11 protein-coding genes are annotated in these 17,530 nt (G+C 74.3%); 7 read left to right on the forward strand and 4 right to left on the reverse strand.

The annotated features are described in order from the left end of the window. Positions 1-95 precede the first annotated feature (95 nt). Complete coding sequence (locus KM427_RS23240) at positions 96-1,061, forward strand: zinc-dependent alcohol dehydrogenase (protein ID WP_215525477.1); 966 nt, start codon at positions 96-98, stop codon at positions 1,059-1,061. Positions 1,062-1,097: 36 nt separating this feature from the next. Here the strand turns inward: KM427_RS23240 and KM427_RS23245 are convergent, their stop codons facing one another. Beyond that, a complete protein-coding gene (locus KM427_RS23245; protein ID WP_215525478.1) occupies positions 1,098-3,902 on the reverse strand; it encodes a P-loop NTPase fold protein in 2,805 nt (934 codons plus the stop codon). A gap of 98 nt (positions 3,903-4,000) precedes the next feature. On the opposite strand from KM427_RS23245, the gene KM427_RS23250 reads away from it, so the two are divergent. From KM427_RS23250 to KM427_RS23275, 6 genes are all read left to right on the forward strand, one after another. After that, positions 4,001-5,224 (forward strand): 6-phosphofructokinase, encoded by a 1,224-nt coding sequence (locus KM427_RS23250; RefSeq protein WP_215525479.1) that lies wholly within the window; start codon positions 4,001-4,003, stop codon positions 5,222-5,224. Positions 5,225-5,397: 173 nt separating this feature from the next. Then, entirely contained in the window at positions 5,398-6,159 is a 762-nt protein-coding gene (locus KM427_RS23255) for a Stf0 family sulfotransferase (RefSeq protein WP_215525480.1), read from the forward strand. A 103-nt stretch (positions 6,160-6,262) separates the two neighbouring features. After that, positions 6,263-8,323 (forward strand): sensor histidine kinase, encoded by a 2,061-nt coding sequence (locus KM427_RS23260; RefSeq protein WP_215525481.1) that lies wholly within the window; start codon positions 6,263-6,265, stop codon positions 8,321-8,323. After that, positions 8,320-11,529, forward strand: coding sequence for a response regulator (locus KM427_RS23265; RefSeq protein WP_215525482.1), 3,210 nt, complete (start codon positions 8,320-8,322; stop codon positions 11,527-11,529). Before KM427_RS23260 ends, KM427_RS23265 begins: the two co-directional genes overlap by 4 nt. Positions 11,530-11,551: 22 nt before the next feature. Next, the gene (locus KM427_RS23270; RefSeq protein WP_215525483.1) at positions 11,552-12,823 is read left to right on the forward strand and encodes a hypothetical protein; all 1,272 of its coding nucleotides are present in this window, start codon (positions 11,552-11,554) and stop codon (positions 12,821-12,823) included. 76 nt (positions 12,824-12,899) lie between these two features. Then, positions 12,900-14,051, forward strand: coding sequence for a Glu/Leu/Phe/Val family dehydrogenase (locus KM427_RS23275; RefSeq protein WP_215525484.1), 1,152 nt, complete (start codon positions 12,900-12,902; stop codon positions 14,049-14,051). Between the two features lie 486 nt (positions 14,052-14,537). Here the strand turns inward: KM427_RS23275 and KM427_RS23280 are convergent, their stop codons facing one another. The 3 genes from KM427_RS23280 to purF form a co-directional block, all read right to left on the reverse strand. Further along, positions 14,538-14,726: a DUF3073 domain-containing protein gene (locus tag KM427_RS23280; protein WP_183595287.1), complete on the reverse strand. Its 189-nt coding sequence runs from the start codon at positions 14,724-14,726 to the stop codon at positions 14,538-14,540. 140 nt (positions 14,727-14,866) lie between these two features. Then, on the reverse strand, positions 14,867-15,937 hold the full coding sequence (purM, locus tag KM427_RS23285) for a phosphoribosylformylglycinamidine cyclo-ligase (RefSeq protein ID WP_215525485.1): 1,071 nt from the start codon (positions 15,935-15,937) through the stop codon (positions 14,867-14,869). A 39-nt stretch (positions 15,938-15,976) separates the two neighbouring features. Continuing rightward, a complete protein-coding gene (gene purF / locus KM427_RS23290; RefSeq protein ID WP_215525486.1) occupies positions 15,977-17,521 on the reverse strand; it encodes an amidophosphoribosyltransferase in 1,545 nt (514 codons plus the stop codon). Positions 17,522-17,530: the final 9 nt, after the last annotated feature.

Consider the following 17,530-nt stretch of genomic DNA (forward strand, 5'->3'; position numbering starts at 1 on the left):
TGTCGCACCGGGCGAGGGACCACCCCGATCCCTCAGCCGTCGTCGGAGGTGACCGCTTGCTGGAGGCTCGACTGTTCGCGAGACGGAGCGTGCGGGTGGGCGAGGGCGACCGGCCCGTGCCTCGGCCCGGCGAGAGCCTCGTCGCGGTGTCGGCGGTCGGCATCTGCGGCTCGGACCTGCACTGGTACGCCGAGGGCGGTATCGCCGCGGCACGGATCGGGCGCCCGCTGGTGCTCGGCCACGAGTTCTCCGGCACGGTGCTGGGCGGGGAGCTCGACGGGCTGCGGGTGGCCGTCGATCCCAACCACCCGTGCGGGCGATGCGACACCTGCGCCGGTGGTCTCGGCAATCTGTGTCCGGATGCGTGCTTCGCCGGGCACGGCGCCACGGACGGGGCGATGCGTGAGTACGTCGCCTGGCCGACGCGGCTGTTGCACCCGGTCCCCGACCAGGTCTCCGACGTCGCGGCCGCGCTGCTCGAACCGTTGGGGGTGGCGCTGAACGCCGTCGAGCTGGGACAGGTCGGCGTCGGCTCGACGGTGGCGGTGGTGGGCTGCGGCCCGATCGGCCTGCTCCTGGTCCGGCTCGGCGGCCTCGCCGGCGCCGGCCACCTGCTGGCCGTGGAGCCGCTGCCCCATCGGCGGGCCGCCGCCCTCGACCTCGGCGCCGACGCGGCGGTGGGCCCGGGCGACGACGTCGACGCGCTGGTGGCGCAGGGCGCCCGAGGCCTGGCCGACGTCGTCTTCGACGTCGCCGGCGGCGAGGAGTCGATGGCGACCGCGCTGCGGGTGGCCCGACCCGGTGGCCGCGTGGTCGTCGTCGGCATCCCCGCCGCCGACCGCATCGGCATCTCCACTGTCGTGGCGCGCCGCAAGGGCCTGACCGTCCACTTCGCCCAGCGGACCGGGAACGCCCTTCCCCGGGCGCTGCGCCTCGCCGAGGAGGGGCGCGTGGACCTCGAGGCGCTGGCCTCGAACCGGATCGCGTTGGCGGACGCGCCCCGGGCGTTCGAGCTGGCCGAGTCCCGCCAGGGGCTCAAGACGGTGGTCGTCGTCCGCTGAGGCTCGGCTCCGGCCGTCGGGCCCCGTCCCGTTCGCTCAGGCGGGGTGCGCGGCCGGGAAGAGCTTCCCGTAGCAGGCACCGATCGACCGGGCGTCGACGAGGGTGCCGTCGCGTCGGCGCAGGACCCCGACGACGTCGGGACGCGACCAGGGATCGGCGGCCGGGTCGGCCGGCGCGGCCCCCGGTGCGTGGATCTCGGGCGGCATCGGTCGGTCCAGGAGCTGGTCGACCAGGCTCGGGTAGGCCACGAAGAGGATCGCGGCGCGGACGACGACGTCGTCGGGCTCGTCGTGCCCCAGGTGGAGCTTCAACGCCTCCAGCATCGCCCAGGCGTTCGCGACGCGCCGGATCAGCCGCGGATTCGCCGGCACGATGTCGGCGTAGTCGGCCAGCAGGTGCTCCTCGCGCCGGTGCGTCTGCGCCGGACCGGCCGCCGACTCCAGCCCGTCCAGCAGTCCGTCGGACGCCCCGTCGGGGACTCCGCCGGGGACCCCGTTCGGGTGCGCCCCGAGGCCGGGCACGGGCGTGGCCGCCGGGCCCGGCGCCGGGCTCCCGGATCCGCGGCGGGGCGGGGCCTGGGCACCCGGCCGGGCGGTGATGGCGCGCAGCAGCCGGGTGGCCTGTTCCACGGTCAGCTCCGGCACCAGCACGGTGTGGTCGAACAGCTTCTGCAGGAAGTCGCCGCCCAGGCTGCGGGTGGGCGAGCCGAGCCCGCCGAACTCCTCGTACGCCGAGGTGAAGGCGGCCCGGATCCAGCGACCGTCGGCGGGGACGAGGACGATCAGCGGCGGCGTGCTCGACCTGCCGTACCACCGCGGGGACATCAGGTCCGGTTGATCGCGCAACAGCGTGTGGATGGTCTCCAGATAGGCGACGACGGTCGCCGCGCCACACCGGTCGAGCTCGTCGACGACCAGGACGATCGGACGCCGGGGCGCGAGCCGACGCGAGGAGCGGCAGGCCCAGCACATCCCGGTCACGAGGGAGAGGCACGCGGCGACCCCGACAGCCACCCACGCCCACACGCGGTCGCCCGTCCAGGGCAGCAGGGCCGCCAGCCCGACCGCGGCGACACCGGCAACCGCGGACGCCGACGCGGCGGCCAGTCCCACCCAGGTCTCGGCGCCGACCCGGGGGCTCCATCGGCGCAGCGTCCGCACCAGGTCGGCGACCTCCCCGAGCGGGTTCGTCTCGGCCCGGAGGTGCAGCTTCCCGAGCACCGGCGAGGCCCAGAACAGCGATCGGGTCGCTACCGCGGCGGTGGCCACCAGCGCGGTCACGGTGGTGAGGAAGCCGGCCAGCGTCGTCAGCGTGTCGTCGATGCGGTCGGGCGCCGCGTGCCCGAGGAGCATCGAGGCGCCGACGACGACCGCGACCAGCGCGACGGCCGTCACCGAGACCGGGGAGCGGACGATGCGCTGCGCGACGCCGCTGAGCGACATGGCGAGGCGCACCGGGGCGCTGCGCTCGGCGCGGATGCCGCGGTTGACCGCCGAGGCGAGCGCCCACCAGTGCGGCGCCACCGCCGACTCACGCCACGCGTCGAACCAGATCGGGACGGGGTCGTCGAGGGCGACCCGACCGGCGCTGCGCTCGCGACCCGCGGCGCGGTCGGCCCGCAGCTCGTCCACGAGGACGCGGGCCAGGGTGGTCTTCCCGGCGCCCCACCGTCCGTCGATGCTGACGACGACGCTGCGCTGGACGCTCGCCTCGGACGGGTCGGTGAGCTGCTCGAGGACCCCCAGCAGGTGCCGGGCCAGGATCCGCCGGCCGAGCTCGTCGCCGGACAGGACGTCGTCCGCCGAGACGATCGGGGCCCGGCTCAGCGCGGCCCGTGCGACGTCCCTGGGGTCGAACTGCTCCTCGACCGCGGAGGCGACGCAGCCGCCACCCAACCCCGCGGCCAGCCAGGGCAGCCCGGCCCAGGCGCCGAACGCGATGCCGCGGAGGTCACCGCCACCGACGTCGGTCACGAGGTCGGGAAGGGCGCTCCCGTCGACGGGGCTCCACATCCGGATCGTCCCGTCGATGCCCCCCGAGGCGACCACCTCGACCCCGGCGATCCGGGTGAACGCGACGGCCCGGACGGTCCCCGTGTGCCCCTGCAGCGGCGGCGCCAGCTGGGTCCCGTCTCCCAGCCGCCACAGGCGGATGGTGCCGTCGTCGCCGGCCGACGCGAGGACCGGGTCGCGGTCGCTCGACTCCGACACGGCCAGCGCCCGGACGCTCCCGTGGTGGCCGGAGAGCGGCTCCCCGATCGGCGCTCCCGTGCCGACGTCCCAGAGACGGACGGTGAGGTCGTCTCCGCCCGACGCGAGAACCGAGCGCCCTGCCCGGCGCGCGAAGGCCACCGACAGCGCCGAGCCCGAGTGACCCCGGAGCGGCTCGCGCAGCGGCCGGCCGCGGACGGGGTCCCAGAGCCGGACCGTGCCGTCGGCGCCCGCACTGGCGAGCAGGATCTCGTCGTCCACCCGGCCGAAGGCGACGGCCCGGACACCGCCCACGTGGCCGGTCAGCGCCACCGGTGCAGCCCCGGGCGAGTCCGCGTCCCACAGCCGGACGGTCCCGTCGACGCCACCGGAGACGATCAGGGTCGGGCCGTCGGCCGGAGCGACCGACAGCGCGAGGACCGAGCCGACGTGCCCGGCCAGCGGCTCCACGAGCAGCGCACCCGAGCGTGCGTCCCACAGGCGGATCAGGCCGTCGGCGCCCGCGCCGGCGAGGAAGTCGCCGATCGCCGAGCTGCCGAACGCCACGGACCACACCGGCGACGCGGCGTCCATCCGGGCCCAGCCCGGACCCAGCCGCGCCACGGGGGCCTCCGGTCGAGTGGAGCTCAATCCCGTTTCCTCCCCGTCGGCGCCGCCGAGATGGAACGCTAGAGCATGCCCCTCCGACCGCGTGGGGCATTCGTCACGGAGGCGTTCCTGGGGGGCTGGTGCGAGAGACGGTCGTGGTCGGCATGGCGGGCGCGCCGACGGTGGCGGTGGACCTCAGTGTGCGCTCCTGCCACGAGGAGCTGCGGGACACCCACGACGTCCTGACCGTCGTCGGCGGACCCACCGGGTTGGTCGACGGCGCGTTCGCGAGCCGGGCGGGCGGCGCCCGCGGAGGCCGGCCGTCGACCGGACTGGACCTGATCAGCGGCCGGCGGCAGACGACCCCGGCGGACGTCGACGCGATCGTCCGACGGCTGCGCGAGGCGCGCGCCACCGCGCTCGTGCTGGCCGGCGGCAACGGCACGATGGCGCTGTTGGGCGCGATCGCCTCCCGGGCCCGCGCCGAGGGCGACGACCTCACCGTGGTCGGCATCCCCAAGACCGTGGACAACGACCTCTACGGCGTCGACTTCTCCCCCGGGTTCGCCTCCGCCGCTCGCTACCTCGCCCTCACCGTCTCCGGGATCGCCCGGGATCACCGGTCGATCGCGTCGGTGGACCCGATCCGGATCGTCGAGACGATGGGGCGAGGCACCGGCTGGCTGGCCGCGGCCGCCGGGGCGACCGTCGCGAGGTTGGCCCCCGACCTCGCCCCCGACCTGTGCCTCGTGCCCGAGAGCACCGTGCCGGAGGAGCACATCGTGGCCGCGGTCGGCGACGCCCTCGCGTCCCGGGGCCGTGCCTTCGTCGTGTGCAGCGAGGGCTTCGCCTTCCGCGACGACGAGGGCGGCTACCACCTGCAGAACCACAGCAAGCCGCTCTACGGCGGCGTCGCACGCCGACTCGCGCGGGCCCTGACCGACGCGCTCGGCATACCCGCCCGCGGGGAGGTCCTCGGCACCCAGCAGCGCAGCGCGCACGCCCTGGCGAGCCGGATCGACCTCGAGGTGGCCCGCCAGGTGGGCCGCGCCGCCGCCCGGCTGGTCCTCGAGCGGCGCTCGGGCGTGATGGTCGGCACCGAGCGGACCGGCGCCGACCCGTACGCCGTCCAGGTCGCCGCCGTCCAGCTGGACGACGTGGCGGGCCGGTCCAGACCCCTCCCGGCCGAGTTCCGCGACGAGCGCGGTCCGGCGGCCCGGGAGGCCTACGCCGACTGGCTCTGGCCCGTCCTCGACCTCGCCCCGCCGGAGGACCCGGCGACCGACCGGCTCCTCGCGCACCGCGTCTCGCTCCGGCCCGACCCCCGGGCGTCCGGCGTCCCGACCCACGTGGCCGGCACCTAGTGCCGTGCGTCGGAGGTTCTGGTGCGCTTCGCGCACCCATGGCACGCGCTCTGCTGCGTTGCCGTCGCTTGCGAGACGAGCGGGTATGGCGGCGCTCCGGCGCCTGGCCGCGCACGCACCGGGAGCACGCCAACCGTTCAACAACTTCCAACGCACGACACGAGGCGGCACGCGTGGTCAACTACATCATCTGCAGTGTCGAGCGGACGGGGAGCACGCTGCTCTCCACCCTCCTGGAGCACACCGGCGAGCTCGGCAGGCCGATCGTCGAGCCGTTCAACATGCAGGTCGAGGCCGAGGCGCAACGAACGCACGCCTTCACCTCCTACGACGCCTACCTCGAGCACGTGACGGCGCGCGCGGCGACCCCGAACGGCGTGGCCGGGATCAACCTGATGTGGCGGCACCTGGCGCGGCTGATGGCGAGGCTGCGCGCCCGACACGGCGACACCGGAACGGACCTGGACCTGCTCCGGCGCCACTTCCCGCGGCTGCAGCACTTCATCCTCACCGAGCGCAGGGACGTGATCGCGCAGGCGGTGTCCTGGGCGATCGCCTACCAGACCGACTGCTGGCGCAGCACCGATCCGGGCAACGGCGCGCGCCCCCACTACGACTTCGCGCTGATCAACACCCTGCACCAGAACGCCGTCGCCGACGCGTTCGGCTGGGAGACGTGGTTCGCGGCCAACGGCATCCGGCCCCACCGGTTCGTCTACGAGGACTGGGTCCGCGACCAGGCCGCCGCGGTCGCCGGCGCCTCCGAGCTGATCCGCGGCGCCGCGGCACCCGCGGCGGACGCCGTCCTCGCACTGCGACGGCAGTCGACCACGCTGAACGAGGACTGGCGGAGCCGGTACGTCGACGACCTGGCGGCGTACCTGGAGTCGGCACCCGGCGGGCAGCCGGCCCCGGTGACCGGTCCGGCCACCTGACCCCGGCCCGCGGCCCTCACGTCGGCCGGCGGCATCCGCTTGCTCGATCCGGATGACGCCCCCGGCCGGGCTGCGGCACGATGAGCCCGCAACGGTCGGTCGCGTGGGTGGGGAGGGTGCCGTGCTGGACGTCGGGGTCGCGCCCGCGACCGGGCGAGGGCAGCGGACGCTCGCCCTGGCGGTGGGTGGGGCGGTCTGTGCGCTCGGCCTGGTCTCGCTGGTGCTGGCGACCGTCAACATCGGCTCGCCCGGGCCGCCGTTCGTGGTGCACCGGCAGTTCTACCCCTCCGACCTGCTGATCGCGGTGGTCTACGCGTCGTTCGGGGCGTTCGTGGTGGTGCGGAGCGGACACCTGATCGGGTGGGCGCTCGAGCTGGTGGGGCTGGGGTTCTGCCTGACGGCGTTCGGTATCCAGTACGCCGTACTGGGGGTCGAGCACCCGGACGTGCCGGCGTACGCCTGGCTCAGCCAGCTCGTCGTCACCGGCTGGGTGACGGGGGTCCTGGCGTGCGTGCTGCTGGTGCCGTGCCTGATCGGCCCGCGGACCCCGACCGGGCTGCGGCGGGTGCTGGCGCTGCTGGCAGCCGCGGTGGCGATCTCGGCCGGGGTGGTGCGCTACCTGACGCAGACGGCCGACGCTCCCCCGAACCCGCTCACCGGCGGCACCTGGGTCGCCGAGGCGGCGCAGGCCTACGACGACTGGGCCGTCCCCGTCTACGTGCTGCTGGGGCTCGTGGCGGTCGCCGACCTCGCGGCGCGCGTGCGGCGCAGCTCCGGGGGCGACCGCCGGGCGCTGCGCTGGGTGCTGGTGAGCGTGCTGACGACGACGGTGGCCTACGTCAGCTTCGAGATCGGGCTGAGCCTGGGCCGGCTGACGCTGACCCTCGGCGCCGCCGGCCTGACCGCGGCGATGCTCGCGCTGTCGGCGGCCATCTTCGTCGTGGTGCGCCGGCCGACCTGGAACCTCGACCTCGCGGTCTCCCGGGCCACCGTCGGCGCGCTGCTCACCCTCTTCGTGATCGCGGCGTACGTCGTGCTCGTGTGGCTGGGCGGCCAGCTGCTGCCCGTGGAGCGCGAAGACGCGGGCCTGTTCGCCGTCGCCCTGCTCGCCCTGGCGGCGATGCCGGTGCGGGGCTGGCTGCAGCAGCGGGTGGAGCGGCTGGTCTACGGGTCGGCGTCCGACGCGGGCCAGTTGCTCGAGCGGCTGGGCGCCCAGGCCGGGCCGGGCGACGACCGGAGCGTGCTCGAGGACCTCACCGAGGGGCTGCGCCGCAGCCTGCGCCTCGCCACGGTCGTCGTCGAGGCGATGGACGCCCAGCTGTCGGTGACGGCCGGCACCCCGGCCGACGGGCTGGTCGCCGTGCCGCTCCACAGTCGCGGGCGGCAGGTCGGGACGCTGTGGCTGGGCCCGCCCCCGGGCGAGCGGCTCGACCTGCGCACCCTGCAGCTGGTGCGGCAGATCTCCGGGCTGGTCGCCAGCGCCCTCGACCTCGCCCTGGTCAACGCCGACCTGGAGCGGGCCCGCAGTCGGCTGCTCGACGTACGCCAGGAGGAGCGCCGGTTGCTGCGCCGTGAGCTGCACGACAGCCTCGGTCCGTCCCTCGCCGGCATCTCGCTCGCGCTCGCGGGGATGATGCGCACGTCGACGCTGACCGCGGCGGACGCGGAGCTGCTCGGACACCTCCAGGAGGAGCTGACCCACCGCGCCCAGGACATCCGGCTGATGTCGCGGTCCCTGCTGCCGCCGGCGCTGGAGGAGGGCCGGCTCGGCGAGGCGCTCGACGCGCTGGCCCGGCGGTTCAGCAGCACCGGTATGGACATCGACGTGGCGGCCGACCGGCCCGACCTGATCGACGGCCGGCGTCAGGTGACGATCTACCACGTGGCCGCCGAGGCGGTGCTCAACGCCCACCGGCACGCCGACGCCGGCCACTGCTCGGTGCGGCTGGAGCGGCTCGACGACGACGCGCTCAGCCTGACCGTCGCCGACGACGGTCGCGGGATCTCCGAGGCCGACGACACCGGGATCGGGCTGCGGTCGATGCGGGAGCGCGCGGCCGAGCTGGGCGGAGCGCTCACGATCACCGCCGCCACCGGTCGCGGTACCAGCGTGCAGATGGTGTTGCCCGCCGGCCCACCCGGGTCGGGTAAGAATGACCCATGACCGGCGGGCGTCAGAAGGGGCCGGGGGCCGACCCCGCCCTGCTGCGACGGCTCTTCGAGGCCAACCCGGACGGGCTGTGGCTCATCGACGACGCGGGCGTGACCAGCTGGGCGAACGACGCGATGGCCGGCATCCTCGGCCGGGCCCCGGAGGAGATGGCGGGGCTCCCGGTCGTCGACACCATGGACGCGCAGGGCCAGCAGGACTTCCTGCGGTCCCTGGCCCGGATGATCGCGACCGGCACGGGGGTCGACAACGTCGACGCCTACTTCCTGCGGCCCGACGGCAGCTCGGTGTGGGGCCTGATCAGCTGCACGCCGGTCGCTGACGACGACGGCACCCGCCTGGGCTGGCTGCACCGGGTCACGGCGCACACCGAGCGCAAGGTGCGGCACGACGCACTCGTCGAGCGCGAGCACCAGCTCGCCACCGCGCAGCGGATCGCGCGCATCGGCAGCTGGGAGTGGGACGTCGCGACCGACCGAGTGCACTGGTCGGACGAGCTGTGCCGGATCTTCGACGTGCCGTCCGGCACCAGCCCGGACTTCGAGGAGTACCTGCGCCTGGTCCACCCCGGCGACCGCGAGCACGCCGCGGCGTCGATCCAGGAGGCCGCCGAGTCCACCGTGGGCGAGTACGAGTTCGACCACCGGGTGGTACGGCGCGACGGCGCGGTGCGGTGGGTCCGCGGACGCGGCGTCGTGCGGCGCGCCACCGACGGCACGGTGGTCCGGATGAGCGGAACCGCCCAGGACATCACCGATCTCCACACCGCCGACGAGCAGGCGGCGGAGGCGACGCGGAGGCTCTTCCTGCTCCAGCAGATGGCGATGGCCGCCAACCGCGCGACGAGCCTGCGCGAGGCGCTGGTGATGATGGGCGCCGGCGTCCCCGAGAACACCACCTGGGCGACGATCTGCGCCTATCTGTACGACGGGCCGGGGGACGAGCCGGAGCTGTTCGACATGCGCGGCGACGGCGTCGCCGTCGAGCCGGACCGTTCCCTGGCGGAGGTCGCCCGCGCGGCCCGCGAGGTGGCGGTGGGCATCCCGTCGGCACTGGCCGCGACGCACCGGCTGGTCGCGATGCCGGTGCTGCTCGGCCACGAGGTCGTCTGCGTCGTGGAGCTGGTCGCCGACGAGATCCCGCCCGACGAGAACTCCCGCGAGCTGATGACCCAGATCGGACACCAGCTCGCGGTGGTCGCCGAGCGCGAGCGCAGCGCCGCCCATCTCGCCGAGGCGCGCGACGACGCGATGGAGGCCTCCCGGCTCAAGTCGGAGTTCCTCGCGACCATGTCGCACGAGATCCGGACCCCGATGAACGGCGTCATCGGCCTGACCGACCTGCTGCTGCGCACCGACCTCGACGAGCACCAGCGCCGGCTGGCCGCCAACCTGCAGAACGCCGGGATGACCCTCCTCGGGATCATCAACGACATCCTCGACCTCTCCAAGATCGAGTCGGGCAAGCTCGAGCTGGAGGTGGCCGACTTCGACGTCCGCGCCGCCTTCGACCAGGTCGCGTCGGTGCTCAGCGGGCCGGCCCACGAGAAGGGACTCGAGCTGGTCGTCGCGTGCCACCCCGACGTCCCCCTCGTGGTGCGCGGCGACGCGGTGCGCTTCGGCCAGGTGGTGAGCAACCTCGGGAGCAACGCGGTGAAGTTCACCGACCGCGGCGAGGTCGTGATCGAGGCCCACGTGGAGCGCCAGACCCCGCGCGACGTGGTGCTCCGCGTCGACGTCACCGACACCGGGGTCGGCATCGCGCCGCACGCCCGCGAGTCGGTCTTCGACGCGTTCACCCAGGCCGACCCGTCGACCACCCGCCGACACGGCGGGACCGGGCTCGGCCTCGCGATCTCCCGCCAGCTCGTCGCCGCGCTGGGCGGCGAGCTGTGGGTGAGCAGCGAGCCGGACGTCGGCAGCACCTTCTCGTTCACGGCCCGGCTCGGGCGGGTCGCGAGCGCGGCGGACCGCGACGTGGCCGGGTCCGGTCAGCTGCGCGGGCGCCGGATCCTGGTCGTCGACGACAACGAGACCAACCGGATGATCCTCGAGCACCAGCTGGCCGCCTGGCACATGCGCGCGGTCACGGTCGCCTCCTCCGAGGCCGCGCTGGACGTACTGCGCGAGGCCGCGCGGCACGGCGATCCGTTCGAGGTGATCGTGCTCGACCAGCGGATGCCCGACATCGACGGGCTCGAGCTCGCCGGGCTGGTGCGGGCCGACCCCGCGGTGCCACCCGCGGAGATGCTGCTGCTCAGCTCCGAGCAGGTGTCGCGGCAGCGGGTGGCCGACGCGGGGATCCGGACCTGCCTGAGCAAGCCCGTGCGGCACCTCGAGCTGCAGGACGCGCTGCTCGCCGTGCTCGCCCCGCGCCCGCACCCCTCCTCCGGGGAGCGCGGCGCGGCAGCCGGTGCCGACCTCGGCCTCCGGGTGCTGGTCGTGGAGGACAACGCCGTCAACCAGTTGGTCGCGACCGGCCTCCTCGAGCACCTGGGCTGCACGGTCGACGTCGCCGACGACGGCGCGGCGGCCGTGGACCGGCTGACCGGGGAGCACGGGTACGCCGCGGTGCTCATGGACTGCCGGATGCCGACGCTCGACGGCTTCGACGCGACCCGCCGGATCCGCGCCCGTGAGCCGGCCGGGCAGCGGGTCCCGATCATCGCGATGACCGCGTCGGCGCTCGAGGGCGAGCGTGAGCGCTGCCTCGAGGCCGGCATGGACGACTACCTCACCAAGCCCGTCGACGTGGCCGAGGTCGAGCGCGCGCTGCGGACCTGGGCCGGCCTGCCGCCCGCGGCCCCGATCGTGCCGTGCCCGTCGTCGGTCGAGGCGGTCGCCCCACCCGGCGTCCTCGACCCCGAGCGGGTGGAGGTGCTGGCGGCGCTGGTCAAGGACGGCACGTCGTTCTTCGAGCGCACCGCGGCGTCCTTCATGGGCCGCGTCGGCGGGCAGGTGCTGGCGATCCGGGGCGCCGTCGAGCGCGCCGACGCCGACGCGCTGCTCACCTCGGCCCACCAGCTCAAGGGCAGCGCGCTCAACCTCGGCCTGCCGCGGGTGGCCGCGATCGCCGAGCGGCTCGAGACGCTCGGCCACGCCGGGCGCACCGACGACACGGCGCAGCTGCTCGACGAGCTCACCGCCGAGGTCGACCTGGCCGTGTCGGCCCTCCAGCAGGCCACCGCCCGCGACGGCTGACCGCGACTGGGAGAATCCTGCGGTGCTCCCCCGCTTCGAGGTCGTCGCCCGTCGCCGCCCCGTCGACCTGGTCGTGCCGGGCTCGTCGCTCGACGAGGTCGTGGCACCGTACGCCGCGGTGTCCGGCCCGGGGTCGCTCGAGCTGGCGTCCGGCTCCGACCGGCTGGTGGCGCGGTACGACGGCGACTCGGTCTGGCTCGAGGTGACGACCGGCGGGCGCACCACCGAGCACCGCTCCCGTCGTCTCGCGCGGCCCGACGGCCCGGTGCACGAGGTCGCCCTGGCGCTGACCGGCACCCACGTCACCGCGCTCACCCGGGGCGGCGGCGCCTGGACCGCGCGGGCCAAGGTCGACCTGCGGAGCCGGATCGACACCCGCGACGAGGCCTGGCTGGGCGAGCTCGGGAGCGACGCCCCGCGAGCCGGCCGGTTCGGCCAGCTGGGCCTGCGCGACGTTCGGCTGGTCAGCCACACCGACGGCGCGCCGTACCGGCTCGGCGACCGGGTGCTGTTGTCGGCCACGAGTGCCGGTCCCGGCTTCTTCGACACCGCCCACACGTCGGTCTGGTCGCTCGACGTCGACAGCCTGGACCTCCAGCACGTGTCGGACCTCTTCTTCCGCCGGCCGGACGCGCCCGGGGCGTACGGCGACCACGCCACCCACGTGGTGCGCGACGGCGACCGGTGGCTGGTCGCGACCAGCACGTGGGGCGACTTCGACCGCCGCCGGCCCGGCGCGACCGTCGGCATCACGCTGGCCGAGACCTCGGCCGACCTGCTCGGCGGACGACACCTGCTCGACACCCGGCCGCTGGTGCTGCCGACGGACGGGCTGCGCTCGGTCGGGGTGTGGGACCCGCACCTGGTGCGGGACGGCGAGGAGTGGCTGGTCGGCTTCGTGAGCGCCCCGGCGTTCTTCGTCTTCCATCCCGCGCTCGCGAGCGGACCCTCACTCGACGCGCTGACGCTGCGCGCCGCCGCGGCCGACCGGACCGCGACCGAGGGCACCACGCTGGTCCGGCTCGGCGACGGCTGGCGGGTGCTGGCCAGCGACGGGCGGGACAGCCGGCGGCGGCTGCGCGAGCGCTACCCGGTCTTCGACCTGGACCTGCGGGAGACCGGCACGCTGGCCGCGCCGTACCCGACCAACATCCCGTGGCCGACGCTGGTGCCGGTCGGCGACTCCTGGCTGCTGGTGGCCTTCGACGGCACCCGGCACGGTGGCCGGATCGCCGGCTACGGGACCCACGGCGACCTGGTCTTCATGCGGCCGGAGGCCCGGACTACCGTGTGATGCAGGGCACGCGCCACCCCTGCGTGCCGACCACTGCGCCACCCACCCCGTGGCCGATCCAGAAAGCAGGACCACCATGTCCGACGTCTTCGAACCCGGGTCCGAGCACGAGCAGGTCGTCTTCGCCCACGACCCCGGCACCGGCCTCAAGGCCATCATCGCGATCCACTCGACCGCCCTCGGTCCGGCGCTGGGCGGCACTCGCTTCCACCCGTACGCCTCGACCGCCGACGCCCTGCGCGACGTGCTCAACCTCTCGCGCGGCATGTCCTACAAGGCGGCGCTCGCCGGGCTCGACCTCGGCGGCGGCAAGGCGGTCATCATCGGGGACCCGGCCACGACGAAGAGCGAGGCGCTGCTGCGCGCCTACGGCCGGCACGTCCAGTCCCTCGGCGGGCGCTACTACACCGCGTGCGACGTCGGCACCTTCTCCGTGGACATGGACGACATCGCCCGCGAGTGCTCCTTCGTGACCGGCCGGACCGTCGCCCACGGCGGCGCCGGGGACAGCTCGGTGCTCACGTCGTACGGCGTCTTCCAGGGCATGCGCGCGGCCGCGACCGTCGCCTGGGGCGGGCCGTCGCTGGAGGGCCGGGTGGTCGGTGTCGCCGGTGTCGGCAAGGTCGGCAGCCATCTGGTGCGGCACCTGGTCGAGGACGGCGCCTCGGTGGTCGTCACCGACGTGTCGGAGCCGGCGGTCGAGCGGGTGCGGTCGGAGTTCCCGACCGTGCGGGTGGTGGCGTCCGAGGCCGCGCTGGTCGCCGCGCAGCTGGACGTCTACGCGCCCTGCGCGATGGGCGACGCGCTCACCGACACCGTCGTCGAGGCACTCTCGGCGCGGATCGTCTGCGGCGCCGCCAACAACCAGCTCGCCCACCCCGGCGTCGAGAAGTCGCTCGAGGAGCGCGGCATCCTCTACGCGCCGGACTACTGCGTGAACGCCGGCGGCCTGATCCAGGTCGCCGACGAGCTCGAAGGGCGGTCCCTGAGGAGCTCGCGCAGCGAGGATCCGGAAGGGCGGTCCCTGAGGAGCTCGCGCAGCGAGCGTCTCGAAGGGTTCAGCTTCGAGCGCGCCCACCAGCGCACCACGGGCATCTTCGACACCACCCTGCGGGTCCTCGAGCTCGCCGCGTCCGACGGCGTACCTCCCGCCATCGCCGCCGACCGGCTCGCCGAGCGGCGGATGCGTGAGGTCGGTCGGCTGCGCGGGATGTGGCTGCCGCGGTAGTCGTCGCGGGGTTTCGGCTGCTGGCAGCCGGAACCCGCACGACACGCCGGGCCGACACGGCGTGTCGTGCGGGTATCGACTGCCAGGTGGGAGGCGGGGTGCCGGTGTGACACCTGATGCGTCCCCGGGCGCGCCTCCACGCGGCGTGATGGTTCTCGGGGGAAGAGGGCGGCCGCGTCAGCGGCGGCGCGGGCGGAGCCCGTGCCGACAACCGCGCCCGTCGGCCGACCGGCAGGGTCCCGCGGTCAAGGACGGCCGCAGGCCGCCGCGCAGCGGCCGAGCGCCAGCGAGGTCCTTGACGGCGGGAGCCGGTCGGCTACCGCGCGGCCGCCCCGACCAACCACCCGGAGCATGCCCGCATCCAGGTGGTTTCGAGGCTCAGACGCCAGCGCGCCTTCGCACCTCGACCACCGGACTCACGCAGGAGAGTGAACCCGCGCCCGTCGCCCCACCCACCGAGGACCAGCCAGGTGGGCTAGAGAAGAATCAGTCGCGACGCGAGTCGGAGTAGTCCGACCACTCGTCGAGCCCGTCCGGCTCGGGCGGGTCGCTGTCATCTCGCTCGCTCTGCCCGTGCAGTTCACGCGCAAGCGCACCGAAGTCCGTCTCGTGCGTGCGGTACTTCAGGTCGCGAGCGACCTTCGTCTGCTTGGCTTTCGCTCGGCCGCGCCCCATAGGGTCCGACCCCCTCGCACCTCGGCCGGGGCTCTCGGCTCCCGGGCTGTCTCAAGAGTTCTCGTGGGGCCAACGCTACCTGCTGGGTGGCTGTTCCCGCACATCGGTTCGACCGGAAGTCGGACCAGTCACACGGAAACTCACCAGCCGGGGTGCTGTCCGACCAGTTCGACGGTGCCGCCGCGCTCGGCGGCGGCGCTCACCTCGCCCGCGATCCAGGCCCGGACGCCGTGCTCGCCGAGCACCGCGATCGCTGCGTCCGCGTCGGTGGGGTCGGTCAGCGCCACCATGCCGACACCGCAGTTCAGGGTCATCTCGAGGTCCGGCTGGGGTACGTCGCCGACCCGGCGGACCAGGTCGAAGACCGGCTGGGGGGTCCACGTCGCCCGGTCGATGGTCGCGGTCAGCTCGACCGGCAGCACCCGCTCCAGGTTCGCGGCCAGGCCGCCGCCGGTGACGTGGGACATCGCGTGGGTGCGGGTCCGGTCGGCGAGCGCGAGGCAGGCCTTCGCGTAGATCCGGGTGGGCTCGAGGAGCTCCTCGCCCAGGGTCCGGCCGAGCTCGTCGACGTGCCGGTCGAGCGACCAGCCCGCGGTCGCGAGCAGCACGTGCCGCACCAGCGAGTAGCCGTTGGAGTGCAGACCGGAGGCCTCCATCGCCAGTACGACGTCGCCGGGGCGGACCCGCCCGGGGCCGAGCAGCCGGTCGGCCTCGACCACGCCCGTGGTCGAGCCCGCCACGTCGTACTCGTCGGGGCCGAGCAGCCCGGGGTGCTCGGCCGTCTCGCCGCCCAGCAGGGCGCAGCCGGCCTCGACGCAGGCCTCGGCGATGCCCTTCACGATCGCCGCGATCCGCTCGGGCACCACCCGGCCGGTCGCGATGTAGTCGGTGAGGAAGAGCGGCTCGGCACCGCAGACGACGAGGTCGTCGACGAGCATGCCGACCAGGTCGAAGCCGATCGTGTCGTGCTTGTCGAGTGCCTGGGCGATCGCGACCTTGGTGCCGACGCCGTCGGCGGAGGTCGCGAGCAGCGGCCGCTCGTAGGACTTCAGGGCGGAGGCGTCGAAGAGGCCCGCGAAGCCGCCGATGCCGCCGATCATCTCGGGGCGACGGGCCTTGTCGATCCAGACCTTCATCAGCTCGACGGCCTTGTCGCCGGCCTCGATCGAGACCCCGGCCTCGGCGTACGCGTTGGGCTTGTGGTCGGACACGACGCTCCTACTCACGGCCGGCTCGGTGCCGGCCGTTGGTCACGGGTTGTTGAGGACGGGCAGGGCCTTGCCGACCGTCGGCGAGCTCAGGGTCGCCTCCAGCAGGTGCTTGCCGAGCAGGCTCTCGTCGGGCAGCGGCACGGGGTACTCGCCGGTGAAGCACGCCTGGCACAGCCGGTCGGCCGACTGTCCGGTGGCGGCGACCATGCCGGCGAGCGAGATGTAGCCGAGGCTGTCCGCGCCGATGCTCGCGGCGATCTCCTCGGGGGTCAGGCCGTTGGCGATCAGCTCCGCGCGGGTGGCGAAGTCGATGCCGTAGAAGCACGGCCACTTCACGGGCGGGCTGGAGATCCGCACGTGCACCTCGAGCGCCCCGGCCTCGCGGAGCATCCGCACCTGGGCGCGCTGGGTGTTGCCGCGGACGATCGAGTCGTCGACGACCACGACGCGCTTGCCGCGGATCATGTGCTCCAGCGCGTTGAGCTTGAGCCGGATGCCGAGCTGGCGCAGCGTCTGGCTGGGCTGGATGAAGGTGCGTCCGACGTAGGCGTTCTTCACGAAGCCCTGGCCGAACGGGATCCCGGCCTCCTCGGCGTACCCGGCCGCGGCGGGCGTGCCCGACTCGGGCACCGGGATCACCAGGTCGGCCTCGACGGGGTACTCCCGGGCGAGCTGGCGCCCCATCTCGACCCGCGACTCGTGGACCGAGCGGGCGCTGATCGTGGCGTCGGGGCGGGCCAGGTAGACGTACTCGAAGACGCAGCCCTTGGGCGCGGGCTCGGCGAAGGTGTGCGAGCGGAGACCGTTCTCGTCGATGACGATCATCTCGCCGGGCTCGACCTCGCGGACCACGCTGGCGCCGATCGTGGCGAGTGCGGCGTCCTCGCTGGCGACCACCCAGCCGCGCTCGAGGCGACCGAGCACGAGCGGGCGGATCCCCTGCGGGTCGCGCGCGGCGTACAGGGTGTCCTCGTTCATCCAGACGAAGCAGAACGCCCCGCGCAGCAGCGGCAGCACCTCCAGCGCGCGCTGCTCCAGCGAGGTGTCGGGGTGGTGCGCGAGCAGCGCGGTGACCAGGCCGGTGTCGTTGGTCGACGACTCGACCGGCCGGGTGTGCAGCTCGAGCTCGTCGTCGGGGCCGGGCAGGTCCACGACCATCTGCGCGAGCTCGTGGGTATTGATCAGGTTGCCGTTGTGGCCGAGCGCGATCGAGCCGTCGGCGGTGGGCCGGAAGGTCGGCTGGGCGTTCTCCCAGGTGCTCGCGCCGGTCGTGGAGTATCGGCTGTGGCCGATCGCGAGATGGCCCTTGAGCGACTCGAGCGTGGTCTCGTCGAAGACCTGGGAGACCAGGCCCATGTCCTTGTAGACCAGGATCTGCCGGCCGTTGCTCACCGCGATGCCCGCGGACTCCTGGCCGCGGTGCTGCAGCGCGTAGAGCCCGAAGTAGGTCAGCTTGGCGACGTCCTCACCCGGAGCCCACACGCCGAACACCCCGCAGGCGTCCTGAGGTCCCTGCTCATGGGGGTCGAGAGCCGCGGTCAGCCTGCCGTCGCCACCCCTGCGGGGGCTGGATTGGAAGGGCACGACCCGAGT

The organism is Nocardioides sp. LMS-CY, from assembly GCF_018732145.1.
Taxonomy (GTDB): domain Bacteria; phylum Actinomycetota; class Actinomycetes; order Propionibacteriales; family Nocardioidaceae; genus Nocardioides; species Nocardioides soli.